The organism is Rhodococcus sp. NPDC079359 (genome assembly GCF_040702585.1).
GTDB lineage: Bacteria > Actinomycetota > Actinomycetes > Mycobacteriales > Mycobacteriaceae > Rhodococcoides.
This window is the reverse complement of sequence record NZ_JBFBLH010000001.1, coordinates 400,492-421,077: the sequence shown is the minus strand read 5'-3', so window position 1 is coordinate 421,077 and position 20,586 is coordinate 400,492. Positions and strand designations below refer to the sequence as shown.

At 65.9% G+C, this 20,586-nt stretch carries 20 protein-coding genes; 11 read left to right on the top strand and 9 right to left on the bottom strand.

Annotated features, from left to right (window positions below):
- Positions 1-51 precede the first annotated feature (51 nt).
- Complete coding sequence (dut, locus tag AB0362_RS02030; protein WP_317809480.1) at positions 52-504, bottom strand: dUTP diphosphatase; 453 nt, start codon at positions 502-504, stop codon at positions 52-54.
- Positions 505-724: 220 nt separating this feature from the next.
- On the opposite strand from dut, the gene AB0362_RS02025 reads away from it, so the two are divergent.
- The gene (locus AB0362_RS02025) at positions 725-1,189 is read left to right on the top strand and encodes a DUF3093 domain-containing protein (protein WP_068050644.1); all 465 of its coding nucleotides are present in this window, start codon (positions 725-727) and stop codon (positions 1,187-1,189) included.
- 72 nt (positions 1,190-1,261) lie between these two features.
- Here the strand turns inward: AB0362_RS02025 and AB0362_RS02020 are convergent, their stop codons facing one another.
- Positions 1,262-1,564: a DUF4193 domain-containing protein gene (locus AB0362_RS02020; protein ID WP_027496891.1), complete on the bottom strand. Its 303-nt coding sequence runs from the start codon at positions 1,562-1,564 to the stop codon at positions 1,262-1,264.
- A 544-nt stretch (positions 1,565-2,108) separates the two neighbouring features.
- Between AB0362_RS02020 and cei the strand changes: the two genes are divergently transcribed.
- The gene (gene cei, locus AB0362_RS02015; protein ID WP_068050645.1) at positions 2,109-2,789 is read left to right on the top strand and encodes an envelope integrity protein Cei; all 681 of its coding nucleotides are present in this window, start codon (positions 2,109-2,111) and stop codon (positions 2,787-2,789) included.
- A 15-nt stretch (positions 2,790-2,804) separates the two neighbouring features.
- Here cei and AB0362_RS02010 read toward each other — a convergent pair whose 3' ends face one another.
- Positions 2,805-3,647 carry an inositol monophosphatase family protein gene (locus AB0362_RS02010; protein ID WP_094688905.1) on the bottom strand — a complete coding sequence of 281 codons (843 nt, stop codon included), beginning with the start codon at positions 3,645-3,647 and terminating at the stop codon, positions 2,805-2,807.
- Positions 3,648-3,879: 232 nt separating this feature from the next.
- Between AB0362_RS02010 and ppgK the strand changes: the two genes are divergently transcribed.
- Together ppgK and AB0362_RS02000 are read left to right on the top strand one after the other, a co-directional pair.
- Positions 3,880-4,701 carry a polyphosphate--glucose phosphotransferase gene (gene ppgK, locus AB0362_RS02005; RefSeq protein ID WP_317809460.1) on the top strand — a complete coding sequence of 274 codons (822 nt, stop codon included), beginning with the start codon at positions 3,880-3,882 and terminating at the stop codon, positions 4,699-4,701.
- Between the two features lie 159 nt (positions 4,702-4,860).
- Positions 4,861-6,189 carry an RNA polymerase sigma factor gene (locus AB0362_RS02000; protein WP_068050647.1) on the top strand — a complete coding sequence of 443 codons (1,329 nt, stop codon included), beginning with the start codon at positions 4,861-4,863 and terminating at the stop codon, positions 6,187-6,189.
- A gap of 76 nt (positions 6,190-6,265) precedes the next feature.
- On the opposite strand, the gene AB0362_RS01995 is transcribed toward AB0362_RS02000, so the two are convergent.
- Together AB0362_RS01995 and AB0362_RS01990 are read right to left on the bottom strand one after the other, a co-directional pair.
- Complete coding sequence (locus tag AB0362_RS01995; protein WP_317532443.1) at positions 6,266-6,625, bottom strand: DUF952 domain-containing protein; 360 nt, start codon at positions 6,623-6,625, stop codon at positions 6,266-6,268.
- 28 nt (positions 6,626-6,653) lie between these two features.
- Complete coding sequence (locus tag AB0362_RS01990; protein WP_317532442.1) at positions 6,654-7,583, bottom strand: EamA family transporter; 930 nt, start codon at positions 7,581-7,583, stop codon at positions 6,654-6,656.
- Between the two features lie 233 nt (positions 7,584-7,816).
- Here AB0362_RS01990 and AB0362_RS01985 point away from each other — a divergent pair, with 233 nt between their 5' ends.
- On the top strand, positions 7,817-8,011 hold the full coding sequence (locus AB0362_RS01985) for a hypothetical protein (RefSeq protein ID WP_027496884.1): 195 nt from the start codon (positions 7,817-7,819) through the stop codon (positions 8,009-8,011).
- A gap of 108 nt (positions 8,012-8,119) precedes the next feature.
- Here the strand turns inward: AB0362_RS01985 and AB0362_RS01980 are convergent, their stop codons facing one another.
- Positions 8,120-9,859, bottom strand: coding sequence for a DEAD/DEAH box helicase (locus AB0362_RS01980; protein ID WP_094642023.1), 1,740 nt, complete (start codon positions 9,857-9,859; stop codon positions 8,120-8,122).
- Between the two features lie 190 nt (positions 9,860-10,049).
- Here AB0362_RS01980 and AB0362_RS01975 point away from each other — a divergent pair, with 190 nt between their 5' ends.
- Positions 10,050-11,162 carry a YihY/virulence factor BrkB family protein gene (locus tag AB0362_RS01975; RefSeq protein ID WP_317532441.1) on the top strand — a complete coding sequence of 371 codons (1,113 nt, stop codon included), beginning with the start codon at positions 10,050-10,052 and terminating at the stop codon, positions 11,160-11,162.
- On the opposite strand, the gene AB0362_RS01970 is transcribed toward AB0362_RS01975, so the two are convergent.
- Positions 11,135-11,371 carry a DUF3039 domain-containing protein gene (locus AB0362_RS01970; RefSeq protein ID WP_068050652.1) on the bottom strand — a complete coding sequence of 79 codons (237 nt, stop codon included), beginning with the start codon at positions 11,369-11,371 and terminating at the stop codon, positions 11,135-11,137. The two genes, AB0362_RS01975 and AB0362_RS01970, sit on opposite strands and share 28 nt — an antisense overlap.
- Positions 11,372-11,465: 94 nt before the next feature.
- Here AB0362_RS01970 and AB0362_RS01965 point away from each other — a divergent pair, with 94 nt between their 5' ends.
- From AB0362_RS01965 to AB0362_RS01955, 3 genes are all read left to right on the top strand, one after another.
- A complete protein-coding gene (locus AB0362_RS01965) occupies positions 11,466-11,834 on the top strand; it encodes a DUF3099 domain-containing protein (protein ID WP_068050653.1) in 369 nt (122 codons plus the stop codon).
- A 33-nt stretch (positions 11,835-11,867) separates the two neighbouring features.
- Positions 11,868-13,361, top strand: coding sequence for a methyltransferase (locus AB0362_RS01960; RefSeq protein ID WP_317532440.1), 1,494 nt, complete (start codon positions 11,868-11,870; stop codon positions 13,359-13,361).
- A 178-nt stretch (positions 13,362-13,539) separates the two neighbouring features.
- Entirely contained in the window at positions 13,540-14,511 is a 972-nt protein-coding gene (locus tag AB0362_RS01955) for a sigma-70 family RNA polymerase sigma factor (protein ID WP_032377730.1), read from the top strand.
- A 127-nt stretch (positions 14,512-14,638) separates the two neighbouring features.
- Here AB0362_RS01955 and AB0362_RS01950 read toward each other — a convergent pair whose 3' ends face one another.
- On the bottom strand, positions 14,639-17,413 hold the full coding sequence (locus AB0362_RS01950) for a GNAT family N-acetyltransferase (protein ID WP_317532439.1): 2,775 nt from the start codon (positions 17,411-17,413) through the stop codon (positions 14,639-14,641).
- Complete coding sequence (locus AB0362_RS01945; protein ID WP_317532438.1) at positions 17,406-18,674, bottom strand: acetoin utilization protein AcuC; 1,269 nt, start codon at positions 18,672-18,674, stop codon at positions 17,406-17,408. Before AB0362_RS01945 ends, AB0362_RS01950 begins: the two co-directional genes overlap by 8 nt.
- A 185-nt stretch (positions 18,675-18,859) precedes the next feature.
- Here AB0362_RS01945 and AB0362_RS01940 point away from each other — a divergent pair, with 185 nt between their 5' ends.
- Positions 18,860-19,546, top strand: coding sequence for a metal-dependent transcriptional regulator (locus tag AB0362_RS01940; protein ID WP_068050657.1), 687 nt, complete (start codon positions 18,860-18,862; stop codon positions 19,544-19,546).
- A 46-nt stretch (positions 19,547-19,592) separates the two neighbouring features.
- A complete protein-coding gene (galE, locus tag AB0362_RS01935; protein ID WP_094642029.1) occupies positions 19,593-20,573 on the top strand; it encodes a UDP-glucose 4-epimerase GalE in 981 nt (326 codons plus the stop codon).
- The last annotated feature ends 13 nt before the right edge of the window (positions 20,574-20,586 follow it).

Below are 20,586 nucleotides of genomic sequence, written 5' to 3'. Positions count from 1 at the left end.
CTTCTCGGTTGCTTCCACTGTGCCTGCCACCGGTGAACGTCGTGGCGGAACTCACTGCTTCAGACTCGCATGGCCACCGGTCGAACCGTGACCACCGGCCCCTCGAACGGTGTCGTCCAACTCGTCCACCTCGACGAACGTCACCAACTCGACTCGCTGCACGATCAGTTGGGCGACGCGGTCGCCGCGCTCGAGTTCGATCGAAGTGTGCAGGTCGTGGTTGATCAGACAGACCTTGATCTCCCCGCGATAGCCGGCATCGATGGTGCCCGGGGTGTTGACCACCGACAGGCCCGACTTCGCCGCCAACCCCGACCGCGGATGCACCAGCCCGACGGTTCCCAACGGGAGAGCGATCGCGATTCCGGTCCCCACCAGGACGCGTTCGCCCGGTGCGATGGTCACCGGAGCCGTGATTCGCAGATCCACGCCCGCATCACCGTCGTGCGCACGCGTCGGCACCGGAAGCTCGGGATCGAGCCGGCGTACCAGGACCTCGGACACCGGATCGGAAGGCAGGCGCGGGATGGTGGGTCGATCGACGGATGGTTCGCTGCCGGACTCGGTGACTTCGTCGCTCACGTCGTACGAGACTACGCTGGCCGGCTTCCGTCTCGGTGTGGCGACTACCCTGGGACTCGTGACTGCAGATCGACAGGCCGAACACGCGTCGGAGTCCGGCGACTCCACTCCCCACACGGGTTCCTCGGCACCCGCGAACTCCGTGCTGTACTCGGAGCGACTCTGGGTGCCGATCTGGTGGTGGGCGGCGGGTGCGGCCGTGGCGGTCTTGCTGGCTGCGGAGATCCACATGGGGGCACCGGGCATCCGGGCCTGGCTGCCCTACGTCGTGTTGCTCCCGCTGATCGCCTGGGCGTTGTTCGCCTTCAGCAGGCTGCGCGTCGAGGTGGGCACCGGTGCGACCGGCACCGAGCTACGCGTCGGGTCTGCTCATCTGCCACTCGATGTGGCATCCAAGGCCGCGATCGTTCCCGCGACAGCAAAAAGTGCGGCGCTGGGAAGGCAACTCGATCCATTGGCCTTCGTGCAGCACCGCACCTGGGTGAAACAGATGGTGATCGTGGTCCTCGACGACCCGGACGATCCGACGCCCTACTGGCTCGTCAGTACCAAGCGCCCCGAAGAGCTGCTGGCAGTCCTGACCGCGCACGGCGTCGAAGCGCGCTGATCCATCCGTCGATCGACGGTCGGAACCGTCGACACAGACCTGACCCGCTGGATCAGGTCTGTGTGGAAAAGGTCACGCCGCGCAGTCGCGGCACATCAGTACACCGTTGGCGTCACTGGCCAGCCGGCTGCGGTGATGGACCAGGAAGCAGCTCGAGCAGGTGAACTCGTCGGCCTGCTTGGGAACGACCCGAACCGACAGCTCCTCGCCGGACAGATCTGCACCCGGCAGCTCGAACGACTCCGCGGTGTCGGATTCGTCCACGTCCACCACGGCGGACTGAGCCTCGTTGCGTCGGGCCTTCAGTTCTTCCAGCGAGTCCTCCGACACATCGTCGGATTCTGTTCTTCTCGGTGCGTCGTAGTCGGTTGCCATTGTCTTCGTACCCCTCATCTTCGTGCGTGTGTGTGGTGAAAGCTGCCGATGTGGTCGGCTTGTGGCCGTCGGCTGTGAAGAGGGCGCTTGCTCGCTCCCACCGATGTTCGTATCTGTTCAAACCGTTCGTCTTCGCGCGGTGCCCGAAACTACACCGGGTAGTTCCCAGAACTCGCCGGTTGAAACCCGATCGAGACCTCGCTCACCTGATCGATCGTGCACCGGTGTCCGATTCTTGAAGCACCGCGGCCGCCAGACAATAGCCGAAGCCGGTCGCAAAGCAGAAACCGAATCGCCGATTGGTCCTTCACCTGGCTGCACGCCGCAACAACACCGGGATGGGCGGCTTCATTCCTTGCATCGCAGAACACTTCTCGCCGCCGGTTTCGGGCTCCGAATCGGGCGTCGCGCACGGGATCGGAGTAGGTGCCGGCCGAGTGTGCCGCCCCCACCGACCGCGGGCATCTACAGTAGGCACCGCGTCGGTGTGAACCGACTCTGTGGACCGGTCTCGGCAACTGCCGACGGAAAGGCGAAGATCACCGTGGTTTCTCTGATCACCGAAGGCCATTCGGTCGACGGTCGAGGTCGTCCGTTCCGTCGACGCCGCGCGTTTCCGATGATCGCGGTCTTCGCCGTGCTGGCCCTGCTCGGAGTGCTGGTGTGGGTCAAGGTGTTCACCACCTCCGAAGCCGCCTCCGCAACGGCCGAATGCAACGTGCCCACCACCACCGCCGCGACGGACGGGACGCAGCCGGCACCTCTCGGCGAAGAAGTGGACCCGACGACACTGCTCGACGTCGAGCCTGCCGCCCTGTCCGCGTCGAAAGTGCGCGTCTTCAACGCGAACGGTGAGCGCGGACAGGCAGCTCTCGTCGCCGCCCAGCTCATCGATTACGGTTTCGCCAGCGCACCGGACGTCCAGGTCGGCAACGATCCGGTCTACGTCGATCAGAACATGCAGTGCCAGGGCCAGATTCGGTTCGGCCCGGCCGGCCTGGCGGCAGCCAGTGCCGTGTCACTGGTCGCGCCGTGCGCCGAACTGATTCAGGATGCCCGCGCCGACGACTCGGTCGATCTGGCTCTCGGTACCTACTTCAGCGAGATCCAGCCCAACGACGACGCCGAGGAAGTGTTGCGCACGCTCGCCGGTACCGCACCCGGTGCCGCCCCTGCGCCACTCGACGCCGATCTGCTCTCGGCAGCACGCGAATCGCGCTGCTGACCGACCGGCGGCGCGTCAGCCGGGGATCGGATCGAGTGCACCCGCGCTGCGCAGTACCGCCAGGAAGGCGTTCGAGACACCTGGGGCAGCGGCCACCGTCACCGCACCCTGAGCGCTGGTGCTGTCGGCAGCAGGCAGCCTGACCGTCGCGCCAGCCTCGGCTGCGATCAGCCCACCCGCCGCCCAATCCCACGGACTGAGCCCGTGCTCGAAGTGTGCGTCGACAACTCCGGACGCGACCATGCACAGATCGAGCGCAGCCGAACCGATCCGGCGGATGTCACGCACCTGAGGCAGCAGTTCGGAAATGATCGCGCCCTGCACCGCGCGACGACCGGATCCGTAGCCGAATCCGGTGGCCAACAACGTCATCGACACATCGGTGACTCCCGAACAGTGCAGCTGCTCCTGGGTACCGTCGGCTCGCTCCACGGTCGCCCCGCGCCCGAGAGCGGCCGAGTAGACGAGCTCGCGGGCGACGTCGACCACGGCCCCCGCAACACTGACACCGTCGATCTGAACCGCGACCGACACCGCGTACGCCGGAATTCCGTACATGAAGTTCACGGTTCCGTCGATCGGGTCGAGCACCCACCGCACGCCGTCGAGCGAGTCGTTCTCGCTGCCTTCCTCCTCGCCGAGAATGGCATCCTGCGGCCGAAGCCGCGCCAGCAGCTCGCGGAGGACGCTCTCGGTTTCGGTGTCCACGATCGTCACCGGATCGGTCGGCGTGCTCTTCGACTGCACCGCGCCGTCACCCTCGATCGGTTCGCCGCCGAAGACCTCCGGGCGGCGTCGCCTGACGTGCTCGGCGGCTCGCGTCGCGACCCGTACGGCGACCTCGCGCAGCACGTCCACCTCGCGGGTGTTCGATCCATCTGCTGCCACCTGCTCTTCCGGCAATTGTGTACTGGCGGTGTCGGTCTGAGATCGGTCTGGTTTCGGCACACGTACATCGCAACACACACCGACGTTCGAGCACCACCGCAGCGACCGCCGGTGACGTCACCGTCCCGCGAACGCCGAAACACACTATTGTTCGGAACCGACGGCATCACACGGATTCGATCACGCCAGGAGCGGCATCCACATGACACAGGCAGGTTCGGACAACACCACCGCTGCGGCAGCGCGCCACGGGTTCGGCGTCGACGTCGGCGGCAGCGGCATCAAGGGCGGAATCGTGGACTTGAGCACCGGTGAGCTCGTCGGCGACCGCTACAAGATCGAGACGCCGCAACCGTCGACCCCCGATGCCGTCGCGCGCACCGTGGCCGAGATCGTCGCGCACTTCGAGTGGACCGGCTCGGTGGGCGTCACCCTGCCCGCGGTGGTGACCAACGGTGTCGCTCGCTCGGCCGCCAACATCGACAAGTCCTGGATCGACACCGACGCCCGCGCGCTGTTCGCGAAGGCCATCGACACCGAGAACGTCACCGTGCTCAACGATGCGGATGCAGCCGGAGTGGCCGAGGACAAGTACGGCGGCGGCAAGGGCAGGGACGGCGTCGTCGTGCTGTTGACGTTCGGCACCGGGATAGGTTCGGCCGTGCTGCACAACGGCGTTCTGCTTCCCAACACCGAATTCGGCCACATGGAGATCGACGGCAAGGAGGCCGAGCATCGTGCGGCGTCGTCGGTGAAGGAGAACCAGGGCCTGTCCTACAAGGAGTGGGCCAAGGAGGTCTCGAAGGTTCTCGAGACGTTCGAGGCGCTGCTGTGGCCGGATCTTTTCATCGCCGGCGGCGGCATCAGCCGCAAGAGCGAGAAGTGGATTCCGCACCTGACCAATCGCACACCCGTGGTTCCGGCAACCCTGCTGAACACTGCCGGGATCGTCGGTGCCGCACTCGCAGCGGACTCCGCCGTACCGTCCGCCGAGACCGGTACGTCCGCGGGATCGCTGGGCTGACACGCGGGTTGCCACCTGCGTAGGGCGAGGGTCGGTAACAAACTCCTGAGAGGTCGTTACAATGGTGTGTGCCGGTACGCAGCCGGCCGAATCCGAAGACCTCTCCGCCGGAAACAACTCTGGCGTGACGCCGCACGACTTCGTCACGAAAGGGCGTACGTGGCAGCCACCGATATCCGTCAGACCGTAGATTCCGAAACCGAGTCTGCGACACCTGCACCTGCTGTCAAGGCACCCGCTGCGAAGGCACCGGCAAAGAAGGCACCGGCCAAGCGTGCCGCAGCCAAGAAGGCCCCGGCGAAGAAGGCCGCAGCGAAGAAGACAGCAGCTGCTCCGGCTTCCGACGACGCCGACGAGAGCACTCCCGGGATCGAGGACATCGACATCTCCGAGGGCGACCTCGCCGCTGCCGCCAACGATGTCGTCGAGGTGGTCGCCGCCGGTGACGACACCGAGGAAGACGCCACCGCCGAGCCGACTGCCGAGGACAAGGCGTCCGGCGACTTCGTCTGGGACGAAGAGGAATCCGAGGCGCTGCGTCAGGCCCGCAAGGACGCCGAGCTCACCGCGTCCGCCGACTCCGTCCGCGCGTACCTCAAGCAGATCGGTAAGGTCGCCCTCCTCAACGCCGAAGAGGAAGTCGAACTGGCCAAGCGTATCGAGGCAGGCCTGTTCGCGGTCGAGAAGATGCGTGAGTCCGCGGAGAAGGGCGAGAAGCTCCCCGTTGCGCAGCGTCGCGACATGACGTGGATCTGCCGTGACGGCAACCGCGCCAAGAACCACCTCCTCGAGGCGAACCTTCGACTCGTCGTCTCCCTGGCCAAGCGCTACACCGGCCGTGGCATGGCGTTCCTCGACCTCATCCAGGAGGGCAACCTCGGTCTGATTCGCGCGGTCGAGAAGTTCGACTACACCAAGGGCTACAAGTTCTCCACGTACGCCACGTGGTGGATCCGTCAGGCCATCACCCGGGCCATGGCCGACCAGGCCCGCACCATCCGCATTCCGGTGCACATGGTCGAGGTCATCAACAAGCTCGGACGCATCCAGCGTGAGCTCCTCCAGGATCTGGGTCGCGAACCCACTCCCGAAGAGCTCGCGAAGGAAATGGACATCACGCCGGAGAAGGTGCTGGAAATCCAGCAGTACGCGCGTGAGCCCATCTCGCTCGACCAGACGATCGGTGACGAAGGCGACAGCCAGCTCGGTGACTTCATCGAGGACTCCGAAGCCGTCGTTGCCGTGGACGCCGTGTCGTTCACGCTGCTCCAGGATCAGCTGCAGTCTGTCCTGGAGACTCTGTCCGAGCGCGAGGCAGGCGTCGTTCGTCTGCGATTCGGCCTGACGGACGGTCAACCCCGCACCCTCGACGAGATCGGACAGGTCTACGGCGTCACGCGCGAGCGGATCCGTCAGATCGAGTCCAAGACCATGTCCAAGCTGCGTCACCCGTCGCGTTCGCAGGTACTGCGCGACTACCTGGACTGATTCGTTCGATCCACCTGGAACAACGACCGCCGATCATTCCGATCAGCGGTCGTTGCTTTTTGCGGCGTGGATGCCGTCACACCTGCGGCACCCCGAACGTTCCGTCCGGCCCCGGCCGATAGTCGACGACCGCAGTCACGGCCGCGATCGGTAGCGGTCCGTACAGGTGCGGGAAGACCATCGACTCCGGATCTGTCGGTACCCCCGGTTCCCACCGAACGGGTGCCGTCAGACGAGCCGGATCGATGCGCAGCAGAACCAGATCCGTGCGCCCGGAGAAGAGCCGATTCGCCGGCAGGTGCACTTGGTCGGGTGTGGACAGGTGCACGAACCCGACGGAATCGTACGAGTCCGGGGTGTAGTCGGCCCGACCGCGCATCGCGAGCCACTCCCCTGCCGTGCAGATGTGAACGAGGTCGTCCTGCTTGCTGGTCACCGTTCCATTCTGCAGTGTCGAGTGCGGCTCAGGGCGGTGGAATGTCGGCAACGCCACGATCTCTGCGGGCCGGCAGGCCACCGACGACGACGGCAGCGATGACAGCCACGATTCCCAGAGCCTCGAGAGCCGTCGGAATCTGGGTCAGCACCACGGCACCGACCACCGTCGCCGTCGCCGGAAGCAGCGCCAGCAACAATGCGAAGCGCGCCCGGCCCACTCGCACCAGGACGTACTGATCGAGAACGTAGGGAACCACACTCGACAGCAGCCCGACGCCCAATCCGAGAACCCAGATCCGCCAGTCTCCCAACGCATTCGAGTGCTGGACCGCGAACGGTCCGAACAACGGCACGGCCAGGAGTACGGATGCGATTCCGAACCCGGCAGCCATGTCGTCGAGTCCCTGGCCTGCGTCGGCAACCGACTTGCCCAGCACGATGTAGGCAGCCCACAGGGCCGCCGAGCCCAGCGCGAACGCGATCCCGACCAGCCCCACCTCGCCGCCCTCGAACTGCGCGGAAGCGACGGCCCCGACACCGGCCACCACCAGGAGCAACGCGCACACATCGGCAGGCCTTCTCGACCCGGCAGCAGCGACCGCGATCGGCCCGAGAAACTCGATGGCCACCGCCGCGCCGAGGGGAAGCCGGGCGATCGCCTCGTAGAACATTGCGTTCATGCCGATCGTCGCACCGCCGAACGCGGCGGCCGTGATCGCCCGACGCACGGTCCACGCCCCGCCGGTGCCCGCCCTACGCCGCCACGGCCGTCGCCAGAGCACCAGCACCAGCGCCGCACCGAAGCCACGCAGCCACGCCACCGCGGCCGGATCGACGACGTCGAACAGGAACACACCGATCGCCGCACCGACGTACATACACACCGCGCCGATGACGAACAGGGATGGAATACCGAGCTTCGATGCGCCGGAGAGCGAAGTGGAAGTCGAAGACACATCGGCGACCCTACTGCCGTGGCTCGCGTGAACCGGTATCAGCTCTCAGCGAACACTCTGGGAGATGTTCCTGCTCGTGGGACATGTTTCGTGTTAGTGACAACACAAAGAAACGCGCTCGGGAACAACGCGTGACCGCCATACGTCTGACAGAGTGAACGAACCGCGCCATACCGACGCGGCGGACCGGCCCCAGGCGAACGGGACAACCCGCAAGCCAGTACGGAGGAGTCATGCCCGGAACATTGACCAGCCCACAATTGACAGCAGCGGACCGGTGCGACCGGTGCGGTGCAGGGGCTCGCGCGCGTGTCGTGCTCTCGACCGGTGGAGAACTTCTCTTCTGCGGTCACCACGCCACCGAGCACGAAGCCCGTTTGCGTGAAGTGAACGCAACGGTGATGACCGAATCGGACTCCACGGTGTAACCCACCTTTTGTGTCGGGGGAAACAGGTTCGCCACGATCGACGAACACGAAGAAGACGGACGGTCACCAGACCGTCCGTCTTTTTCGTGCCCGGTTCCGCCCGAGGCGCTACATCTTCCGCAACTGCGCGATTCGCTCACCCAACTGATCGGCCGACGCCATCGCCGTCGGCGGGCCGCCGCAGATACGACGCAGATCGCCGTGAATCACCCCGTGCGGCTTCCCGGTGCGGTGGTGGTACACCGCAACCAAACTGTTCAATTCACGCCGCAGGCCGGCCAACTGGCCCGCACTGGTGGCCCTGTCGTTGACGACGGCAGGAGCCGGCACCGCAGGGCCCGCAGCGGGCTTGTCGATCTGCTCTTGCTGACGCTGACGCAACAGGTCGCGCATCTGCTTCGCGTCGAGCAAGCCGGGCAGACCGAGATAGTCGGCTTCCTCGTCGCTGCCCGAGAACGTCGCGGTACCGAACGAGGAGCCGTCGTAGATCACCTGGTCCAGTTCCGCATCTGCACCGAGCGAGGTGTACGCCTTCTCTTCTTCGCCCAGTTCGTCCTTCTGCTTGTTGGCGTCGGCCAACAGCTCGTCGTCGAAACCGTCTTTCTCCCGGTGCGGTTTTCCGAGAATGTGATCGCGCTGCGCCTCGAGCTGCGACGCGAGATCCAACAGCACCGGTACCGACGGCAGGAAGACGCTCGCGGTCTCCCCCTTGCGCCGAGACCGCACGAAGCGGCCGATGGCCTGCGCGAAATACAGCGGGGTCGACGCGCTCGTCGCGTAGACACCGACGGCCAGTCGCGGAACGTCGACGCCCTCGGACACCATGCGAACCGCGACCATCCAACGCTGATCGCTCTTGCCGAACTCGGCGATGCGAGCCGAGGACGTGGGGTCGTCGGACAGCACGATCGCCGGTGTCTCCCCCGTGATCACCTCGATCAGCTTCGCGTAGGCCCGCGCTACCGTCTGATCGGTCGCGATCACCAGACCGCCTGCATCGGGCATGCCGCCTGCCCGCAGTTGCGCGAGACGCGTGTTCGCCGCCAACAGCACGGCCGGCATCCAGTCGCCCTGCGGATCCAGTGCCGTGCGCCATGCCCTCGCGGTCTGTTCGGCATTGAGCGGCTCACCGAGCCGGGCGGTGTACTCCTCACCGGCACTGTCCCGCCAGCGCGCTTCTCCGGAGTACGCGAGAAACACGACCGGACGGACGACGCCGTCCGCAAGAGCATCGGAGTAGCCGTACGCGTGATCGGCCTTGGACCGCATCAGGCCGTCCTGATCCGGTTCGTAGTTGACGAACGGAATGGGACTGTCGTCGCTGCGGAACGGCGTACCGGTCAGTGCGAGCCGTCGCGTGGCGTCTCCGAACGCTTCGCGAATGCCTTCACCCCAGCTCTTCGCGTCGCCACCGTGGTGAATCTCGTCGAGAATCACGAGAGTCTTACGCGATTCGGTGCGCACCCGATGCTTGAACGGGTGCGATGCGATCTGCGCGTACGTCACGACCACGCCGTGATAGTCGCTCGAGGTCTGCCCGGTCGAGTTCGAGAAGCGCGAGTCCAATGCGATGCCGACCCTGGCCGCCGACTCCGCCCACTGGTGCTTGAGGTGCTCGGTGGGCGCGACGACGGTGACCTGATCGACGGTGCGATGGGCCAGCAGTTCGGCAGCCACCCGAAGGGCGAACGTCGTCTTGCCTGCGCCGGGCGTTGCGACCGCGAGAAAGTCCTTGGGCGAGGCGACGAGATACTTCGTCAGCGCCCGTCGCTGCCACGCGCGCAGCGGTGCTCCCCCGCTCGTGGGAGCGGCAGGCTGCTCGGTCGATGGTGGTGTCGGATCGAACATGTCAGCGCTCACTGGCCGCCGGTTCCTGGCATCGATGTAAATTCCTCGCGCTCTCGGTAGCCCTGCAGTGTCCGCGGAGGAGCCTATCGCTCCGCACCGACCGATCCCGCATCGCTGGGGCGAGTCGGATGCGACACGGCGAGTCGGCTGTTAGGCGAAGACGCCTTTCGTCAGGAATGCTGGAGGAACCATGAGCGAGTCTGCAGGCGGAACTCCACCACCGGAACGATTGTCGGCGAGAAAACCACTACACGCGGTGTGGAAAGTGACTGTGCGCACTCTGAGCAAAGCGTGGGACGATTCGATCTTCAGCAAGGCTGCAACGGCCGCGTTCTGGCAGACGCTGTCACTGCCGCCGCTGCTGCTCGGTGTGCTGGGCAGTCTGGGACTCGTCGGCGGATGGTTCGGACCCAACACCGTCGAGATCATCGAGTCCAAGATCATCACGTTCAGCAACACCCTGTTCAGCGGCAGCGTCGTGGACCAGATCATCGCTCCGACGGTCAAGGACGTCCTCGCTCAGGGCAGCGGAGAGATCGTGTCCGTGGGCTTTCTGCTCTCGTTGTGGGCCGGGTCGTCGGCGATCTCGACGTTCGTCGATTCCATCGTCGAAGCGCACGGCCAGGCCGACGCGCGAAACCCCGTCTGGCAGCGGTTCTTCGCGCTGCTTCTCTACGTGGGTTTCCTGGTGATCGCGGTCTTCGTGCTTCCGCTCGTCGCCCTCGGACCGGTGTACGTGCAGCAGATCCTGCCGGATTCGTGGATCACGGTGGGCAGCGAGCTCGTCGACTTCTTCTACTATCCGGCCGTCGGTCTACTGCTGATCATGGGTTTGACGACGCTGTACAAGGTTGCTCTGCACACCTCACTGCCGTGGCATCGTCTCCTCGGCGGCGCTCTGCTGGCCGGGGTGTTCTTCATGATCGCGAGCGCGGTCCTGCGTCGATACCTCGGCTGGGTGACGAGCACCGGGTACACCTACGGCGCCCTGGCGACACCCATCGCGTTTCTGCTGTTCACGTTCTTCCTCGGCTTCGCCGTCGTGCTCGGGGCCGAGTTCAACGCGACGATCCAGGAGTTCTCGCCTGCACGGGCAACACGAATGGACCAGATGCGCGAGTGGATCGCAGCGCAGACGGCAACCGACGACAAGCCGTCGGGGCCGGTGACCGCTGTCGCCCGACGGCTGGCCACGGGGCCGATCAAACTGTCCGGCGACCGCGTCCGCTCGGGGCGTCCCGAGCCGACCCCCGACCGACACCCGGGAGACGGTGCTCAGTCGCCTTTCTTCAGGCCCTCGTAGACCTTCTTGCAGTCCGGGCACACCGGTGATCCGGGCTTCGCCGACTTGGTGACGGGAAACACCTCACCGCACAGCGCGACGACGTGCGTACCCATCACCGCGCTCTCGGCGATCTTGTTCTTCTTCACGTAGTGAAAGAACTTCGGCCGGTCGTCTTCCGTGGTTTCGTCCGGTGCGATGTCGGGACGGTCCTTCGTCTGAGTGCTCATGGACCCAGATTAATCCGTGGATCCCCATCGAGGGGTAACCGGTTGCACAAGCTCGTTGCAAGCATTCTGTGAGCAGTAGTGCCACAGTGGAGGTATGACGAGAACCCCAGGGTTCGACGGAAGCGCGTACAGCGACTCGCCGGATGGGCCCGTCCTTATCACCGAGGCGCAGCAGTCGGTCGAGGAGCAGCACAAAGCTCGCGTCCGCAAATACATGTTCATCATGTCGTTCCGCATCCCGGCGTTGGTGTTGGCTGCCATCGCGTACGGGATGTGGATGAACCCGTGGATCTCCATGGCAATAGTCGGAGCGTCCATTCCTCTGCCGTGGATGGCTGTGCTGATCGCCAACGATCGGCCGCCCCGCACCAAGGACGAGATGAGCCGGTACGACTACCGGACCGTCGACAGGCCGCAACTGGAATCGAGCAACCACCGGGTGATCGAAGCGGGCGACGACTGACGCACCGGCTCTCGCCGATGCGACACTTGCGTCGTGACTGCACCGAACTCCACGTCCCCGCTCGTCCTCGCCTGCTCCGATCTTCGTGATGCCTTCGAGCGGGCGGGGTACGACGCCGACGGCGTCCTGACGCTGCTCGGGGACGACGCCCATGCTGCCCTCGGTCGCAGCGAACCGGTGCCGGTGCGCAACGCCAGTCGGGACGGCGGTGCGCTGGGTGTTCTGGTACGCCTGTTCCTGCTCGTCGACGACTGCGCCGAGTCCGACGTCGCCGACGCCATCGCGCCGTTGACGGTCGACGACGCCGTCTCGGCCGGGATCCTGACCCGTTCCGGGTCCACGGTGCGGACGCTGCTCGACATTCGACCGCTCGACGCCGGACACGGAACCCGATGGATCGTCTCCGATCCGGACGGCAGCATGCGCGTCGCGGAGACTGCTCGCGACCACGTGCTCGGCGTCGGCCAGGCCTCGTTGTCGCTGCTGAGGGGAACCCCCACGTCGCCGGTGACCAGTGTTCTCGACGTCGGTACCGGCTGCGGCGTCCAGGCCGTCCACGCCTGCGACTATGCGGCGCAGGTGACCGCAACGGACATCAGTCCGCGGTCGATGGACCTCGCGGCGGCGACGATGGCGCTCAACGGCCTCGACGTCGAGTTTCTGCACGGTTCGTGGTTCGAGCCGGTTACCGGGCGTCGATTCGATCGCATCGTCGCCAACCCGCCGTTCGTCGTCGGCCGCGCCGAAGTGCTGCATTCGTACCGCGATTCCGGCCTCGATCTCGACGGCGCGAGCGCTCTGATGATCGGCCGGGCCCCGGACCATCTGACGCTCGGTGGTACCGCTGCCATCCTGGCCTCGTGGGTGCACGTCCGCGGCGAGGACTGGCGTGCTCGCGTGGCGTCGTGGCTTCCCGCGCACGGGATCGACGCCTGGGTCGTCGAGCGCGACGTCGCCGATCCCGCGCTGTACGTGGGCACGTGGATGCGCGACGGCGGACTCGATCCCCGCGATCCCGACGCGGCCGCGGTGGCACAGTCCTGGCTCGATCACTTCGCTGCCGCCGACGTGGAAGGAATCGGTTTCGGGTTCGTCTATCTCCGCAGTACCGATGCGCCGACCGATCTTCTCGCCGAGGAGCTCACGCACGGCTTCTCCGACCCGCTGGGCAACGAAGCGATCGAGTACTTCGCGCGGCTGGACTGGCTGCGAGAGCACGACATCCTCGACTCGGTGCTGACTCTGGAACCGAACACCGCACTCGAACGCGTCTATCTCCCCGGCGACGAGGGCTGGGCTCCGATAGCGGTGCGAGTCCATCGCGGAAACGGCCCGCAGTGGCAGCACGACGTCGACGAACTCGGTGCGGCTCTGCTCGCCGGGCTGCGACCCGATGGCCTACCGGTCGGTGAACTGGTGGAGTTGCTCGCTGCTGCGCACGACGAGGACGCAGAGGAACTGGCACAGCAAGCGGTGACGATGATGCAGGGGCTCGTCCGGCACGGCCTGGTTCTGCCGGCCCGATGAGTCCCGGACGTCACCCCACGAGAGCGACCGTTCCCGGCGGTTTCACTTCTCAGCAACTTCTCAGGACGAACATGACGTAATCCCTGGTCACGCGGGTATCCACCGGATCGGCGTGGGAACTTATCGGAGTCTCCCGAGCGTTGAACCCTGTGAGACACCACCGACCAGGAGGCAAGTCATGACCAGCCCCAGCACCACGATTCGTCCACGGCCGACCGACGCCGATCTGGACGCCCAGAGCCCAGCAGCCGATCTCGTTCGCGTGTACCTCAACGGAATCGGCCGCACCGCGTTGCTGACGGCTGCCGAGGAAGTAGATCTGGCCAAGAGGATCGAGGCTGGTCTGTACGCGAAGCAGGTTCTCGAGAACACGAAGAGGTTGAGCGCGGTCAAGAAGCGCAACCTCGCCATCATCGTTCGCGACGGCAGCGCCGCCCGCAGCCATCTCCTCGAAGCGAACCTTCGCCTGGTCGTGTCTCTTGCCAAGCGCTACACCGGGCGCGGTATGCCCTTGCTGGACCTGATCCAGGAGGGCAACCTCGGACTCATCCGCGCGATGGAGAAGTTCGACTACGCCAAGGGCTTCAAGTTCTCGACCTACGCGACCTGGTGGATTCGTCAGGCCATCACCCGCGGAATGGCAGATCAGAGCCGCACCATCCGGCTGCCTGTCCACCTGGTCGAACAGGTCAACAAGCTGGCCAGGATCAAGCGTGAGCTGCATCAGCAGCTCGGCCGCGAGGCAACGGACGAGGAGCTGTCGAGCGAATCGGGTATCGCGGTGGAGAAGATCGCCGACCTGCTCGACCACAGCCGCGACCCGGTGAGCCTGGACATGCCGGTGGGCAGCGACGAGGAAGCACCCCTCGGCGACTTCATCGAGGACTCCGAGGCGACGTCCGCGGAGAACGCCGTCATCGCCGGACTGTTGCACAGCGACGTTCGCGTGGTTCTCGGCACTCTCGACGAGCGGGAGCAGCAGGTCATCCGTCTCCGTTACGGCTTGGACGACGGACAGCCCCGCACCCTCGATCAGATCGGCAAGCTCTTCGGGCTCTCCCGTGAGCGTGTCCGTCAGATCGAGCGCGAGGTGATGGTGAAGCTTCGGCAGGGCGACCGCGCCGAGAAGCTGAGGTCCTACGCCAGCTGAACGTCACCACCGACCGGTGGCGCAGCGGTGACCATCCCCGCTCGCGTCACCTCGTGCGGTAGCCGAGTCGACGTCCTCTCCCCCTGGGACGTCGACTCGGCTTCCGCCTTTTCGAAGCCGGTCTCGGTCAGCGCAATCGACGCGGGCCCAGATCGGCCTTGGTCGGTTCCGGACCGATGCGGACGCGAGCATCGGTGATCTGTGCGCCGTCGGCGGACGCCAGAACCGGCTCGCAGGAGATCTCACGAATGTCGGCGATGTCCTCTGCCAGTGCAGATATTCGCTGCACGAGATCGATCAATGCGTTCTTGTTGACGGGCACCGCATTGCGATATCCGGACAGCAGCGGAGCCGCCTTGGGCGCGTCGATCAGCTGCGCGGCCTCGTCCTCGGTCAGCGGAAGTACCCGATAGGCACGGTCGCCCAGCAGGTCCGAGATGACGCCGGCCAGACCGAACGAGATGAGCGATCCGAACGACGGGTCGTCCTGTACGCGTACGACGCAGCCGATTCCCTTGACCGCCATGCGCTGGACGTGCAACAACGGCTCGCCCGAGTCTGCCGCCAGATTGCGATACGCCACCCGCACCGCGGACGCGTCCGCCATGTCCAGTCGCACTCCGCCGAGATCCGGCCGGTGCCGCCACCGTTCACCGGTCGCCTTGACCGCCACCGGGTAGCCGAGTTCGTCTGCCGCTGCGACGGCCTCGTCCTCGTCGGTCACCGTCCGGAAAGCGACGACGTCGAGGCCGTAGCAGCCCAGCAACTCGGCGGTTTCGAAATCGGAGAGCCACCGTCCGTGACTGCCTGCCGAACGCCAGCCCTCGACCAGCTGCTTGGCGCGTTCGGAATCGATGCTCTTGGGGCGGACCAGGTTCGACACCGGTCGCGACCGCCACGCGGAGTAGCGCCACGCGGCGGCGAGGGCAGCAACCGCTCGCTCCGGGCTCGAGTACGAAGGCACCGAACCGCGGATGGGGTATCCACCCGGCCCGCGGACCGCCAGGACGTCCGGAATGCCCTCGGTAGCGAGGAACGTCGAGAGTACGGGCTTGTCGGATCCACGGACGGCGTTGCCGAGCGCGGTCGCGAACGGCTCCACCTCCACCGCCACCGGGGGTACGAACACGACGATGACGGCGTCGATGTCCGACGCGGCCAGTGCCGACGACACCGCCGCGGCGAAATCCTCGGGACCGGCCTGCGGACCGACATCGATCGGGCTGCTCGCATGCAAGCCCTTGGCCCGCGCAGCGTCGACCGCCAACACCCCGAGCGCAGTCGAGTTTCCCACCACGGCAACCCTCGGTCCGACGGGCAGCGGCTGATTTCCGAAAAGCACCGCGCAATCGAAGAGTTCCGAGATGGTGTCGACCTGGATGACTCCGGCCTGAGCGAACAGTGCGCGCACGATCGAGTCGTCGATGTCGGCACCGATCGCGTGTGCGGGCGGCACGGCCCCGCGGCCGCTCTTGACCGCGATGATGGGCTTGCTGCGCGCCACCCGTCGGGCGATCCTGGTGAACTTCCTGGGATTACCGAAGCTCTCGAGGTACAGCAGGATCACCTCGGTGGCCGGGTCCGAATCCCAGTACTGCAATAGATCGTTACCGGACACATCGGCGCGGTTTCCGGCCGAGACGAAGGTCGACAGTCCGAGCCTGCGGTTGGCGGCCTCGTCCAGAATCGCGATGCCGAGGGCACCGGACTGACAGAAGAACCCGACGTTGCCCGGAGTGGGCAGATGCGGAGCCAGAGTGGCGTTCAGACCGAACTCGGGATCGGTGTTCGCCACACCGAGCGCGTTGGGCCCGATCAACCGCATTCCGTGCGCCCTCGCCGCGAGCACCAGCCGTCGCTCGCTCTCCTGCCCCGCAGGTCCGGTCTCGCCGAATCCACCCGAGACCACCAGCAACGCTTTGACGCCCTTGTCGAGGCAGTCGTCGAGTACCGCGTCGATCGCATCGGCCGGTACCGCGGCGATCGCAAGATCGACCGGATCCGGGATGTCGTGCACCGTGGCGTAGGCGCGGACCCCGCGAACCGAACGATGGTCGGCGTTGACGGGATAGACGGGCCCGGTGAAGTTGCCCGCCAGCAGATTCGCGAGAACGGCGTTGCCCACCTTCGAGCTGTCCGTCGACGCTCCGATCACGGCCACCGATCGTGGGCTCAGTACGTTGCGCACACTGCGGGCCTCGGCGGCACGCTCACGGGAATTGCGCACCGACAGCAGAGCTTCGCTGGGGTCGATGGCGAACTCCAGTCGCAGCACACCACCCTCGAAGGACCTGCTGACCTGGTACCCCGCCTCCCGGAAGACGGTGACCATGTTCCGGTTCTCGGCGAGCACCTCGGCGACGAACATGTTCACCCCGTTCTCGGCGGCCGCTCCCGCGAGGTGTTCGAGCAGGATCGGACCCAGCCCGCGGCCCTGGTGCGCGTCGGCGACGACGAAAGCCACCTCGGCGGAGTTGCCGTCCCCCTCGGGCAGTCGCTCGTAGCGGCCGACCGCAATGATGTCGTCACCGAGCACTGCGACGAACGCCACCCGGTCATGGTGATCGACCGTGGTGAAGTTGAGCACGTCACGCTGCGGCATCGTGGGGTACGGGCCGAAATACCGCAGGTATCTCGTCCGCTCGGACAACCGGCCGTGGAATGCGACGATCCGTTCGGAGTCCGACGGGACGATGGGACGCAGGTGCACCACACCGCCGTCGGAGGTCAGGACGTCGGCAACCCAGTGCCGCGGAAAGGATGTTTCCGCTCGCTCCCTGGCCAGGTCCTTGTCGCTCGGTTCCTGGTCGCTCGGTTCCTTGTCACTCGGTTCCTTGTCACTCGGGTCCGACGCCGCAACGGCCGGCTCCTCGTCCGAGGGGCTGTCGGTCGGATCAGTCACGCGGGTCCTCCGGATCGAGTCCGAGCAGTGGAAACACTGCTCGACGGGTGGCGATGATGGCCGAGTCGACGCGTTCGAGCGCCCTGTCGGTGCCGTCGGTCCCGGCCAGAGAGCCCCCGGGTCCGTCCCAGGCGGGATAGTCGACGTCTCCCCCGTCACCCATCGTCTGCGGGAGGTCGACACTCGGTGCCATGGTCCGTACTCGCTCCCGCCACGTGTCCGGCAACGCCGACATCGGGTCGATGTCGCGACCGAGCGCGGCAGCGATCAGGTACGTCCAGGCCCGTGGAACGACGCGTACCAAGCCGTACCCTCCGCCGCCGACGGCCAACCACCGACCCTCGGAATGTTTGTCCGCCAGATCACGCATGGCCAGGAATGCCGCGTTCTGGCCGTCGACGGTCAAGGCCAGGTCCGCGAGGGGATCCTCGCGGTGGCTGTCGACACCGCACTGGCTGACGATGATCTGAGGCGCGAACGCCGCGATCGCACCCGGCACGATCGCGTGGAACGCGCGCAGCCACAACCGATCCGCGGTGCCGGGCAACAATGGAACGTTGATCGAGGTTCCCTCACCGCGTTCGGCTCCCACCTCGGTCGACCATCCGGTGTTCGGCCACAGCGTCGCCGGATGTTGGTGCAAGGAGACGGTGAGCACCCTCGGGTCACCGAGGAATGCCGCTTGAACGCCGTCCCCGTGATGAGCGTCGACGTCGATGTAGGCGATCCGGTCGAACCCGTTGTCCAGCAACCACGAGATGGCGATCGCGGCGTCGTTGTAGACACAGAAGCCGGAGGCCCAGTCGGCCATCGCGTGGTGCATGCCGCCGCCGATGCTCACCGCGCGTCGAGCACGTCCCGACGCGATTTCGCGGGCGGCGGCCAGAGAGCCACCGGCGAGCATTGCGCTCGCCTCGTGCATCTGCGGAAACACCGGGTTGTCGTCGGAACCCAGTCCGTGGACGACGTCGTCCGGATCTCGCAGAGCCGGGCCCTGCGACGGTGCCTGTTTGACGGCCTCGATGTAGGCGCTGGTGTGAAATCGGAGGAGCTCGGAATCCGGCGCGGCAGTGGGCTCGACGAGTTCGACGCCCGCGAGCAGGCCGATGTCCGTGGCGAGTGCCATTGTCAGATCGAGTCGAGTCGGATTCATCGGGTGGTCGTCGCTCCACCGGTAGCCGAGGTAATCCGCGCTCCACACGACGATGTTCTCGGGGCGGTTCGGGATGGACGCGGCGGCGCGTGTCGCCTGATCAGACATACGGACAAAACTACGTTGTCGGACGGGATGGTGTTGCCGGGTTCCGGTGTTGTCCCCACAGTCCCCTTGTGAGAAGCCATGGGAAACGGCGTACGCCGTTGTGGTGCGCCGCGCCCGCTGCGGCTGGGTGCAGCGCTCATTTCGGGGCGCTGACGGTAGGATCGAGCCCGACGAAGGGGTTGAGTGTGAAGGATCTGGTCGACACCACGGAGATGTACCTCCGGACGATCTACGATTTGGAAGAAGAGGGCGTGATTCCGCTCCGCGCGAGAATCGCCGAACGGCTCGAACAGAGTGGTCCCACCGTCAGCCAAACCGTTGCTCGGATGGAGCGAGACGGGCTGTTGTCCGTCGCAGGCGATCGACACCTCGAGCTGACCGAGAAGGGCCGAAGCCTGGCGGTCGCAGTCATGCGCAAACACCGTTTGGCCGAGCGTCTGCTCGTGGACATCATCGGTCTGCGTTGGGAAGACGTGCACGCCGAGGCGTGCCGTTGGGAACACGTGATGAGCGAGGAGGTCGAGCGACGTCTGGTCACCGTCCTGAACAACCCGACCACGTCGCCGTACGGCAACCCGATCCCCGGTCTGGAGGAACTCGGTCTCGGCCAGTCGACTCTGGCACCGGAAGCTCTCATCCGCCTCACGGATGTGCCCGTCGGCCAGCCGACCGCTGTCGTCGTGCGACGCCTCGCCGAGCACGTTCAGTCCGACCCGGAGGTCATCGCTCAGCTTCGCGAAGCAGGCGTGGTCCCCGATGCTCGGGTTACAGTCGAAGCCAAGCCCGGGTCGGTCACGATCACGGTGCCAGGACACAGTGGTGTCGACATATCCGAGGAAATGGCGCACGCCGTCCAGGTGAAGAAGGTCTGACCTCACACCGACGACGGCGTCGGACGCGTGTGAGGGAGAACGAACAGTGAAGCTTCTGGTTACCGGTGGTGCTGGCTACGTCGGCAGCGTCTGCGCGGCTGTGCTCGTCGAGCGCGGTCACGAGGTCGTGGTTGTGGACAACCTGTCCACCGGTAACCGGGACGCCGTGCCCGGTGGTGCCACATTCGTCGAAGGCGACATCAAGGACGTCGCCGCGGACGTACTGATCGGCGGTGGGTTCGACGCAGTCCTGCACTTCGCCGCGCAATCTCTTGTCGGCGAGTCGGTGGTCTCGCCCGACAAGTACTGGAGCGGAAACGTCGTCACCTCGCTGGCGTTGCTCGATGCCATTCGAGCATCCGGTACCGCGAAGCTGGTGTTCTCCTCGACCGCCGCCACGTACGGCGAGCCCGAGAAGACCCCCATCACCGAGGACGCACCCACCCGCCCCACCAATCCTTACGGTGCCACCAAACTCGCGATAGATCACGCGATCACGTCGTACGCCGCGGCCTACGGCCTCGCCGCCACAAGCCTTCGGTACTTCAACGTCGCCGGTGCCTACAACGGTTTCGGAGAGAATCGCGTCGTCGAGACCCACCTGATTCCGCTCGTGCTCCAGGTCGCACTCGGGCAGCGCGAGAAGATCTCGGTGTTCGGCACCGACTGGCCCACTCCGGACGGTACGGCTGTTCGCGACTACATCCACGTTGCCGATCTCGCCGAGGCGCACATACTCGCTGTCGATGCCGCACAACCGGGCGAGCACACCATCTACAACCTCGGCAGCGGCACCGGATTCTCCGTGCACGAGGTCATCTCGTCCTGCGAGCGCGTCACCGGTCTGCCCATCGCCGTCGAACATGCTCCCCGTCGTGCCGGTGACCCTGCCGTCTTGATCGCCTCGAGCTCGCGCGCAGTCGAGGAGCTGAAGTGGACGCCGGAGCTGACCGATCTCGATCGGATCGTGGCCGATGCGTGGACATTCCTGCAACAGCTCGGCGATCGGTCGCACGCGGCGCGCTGACCCACTCGTCTGC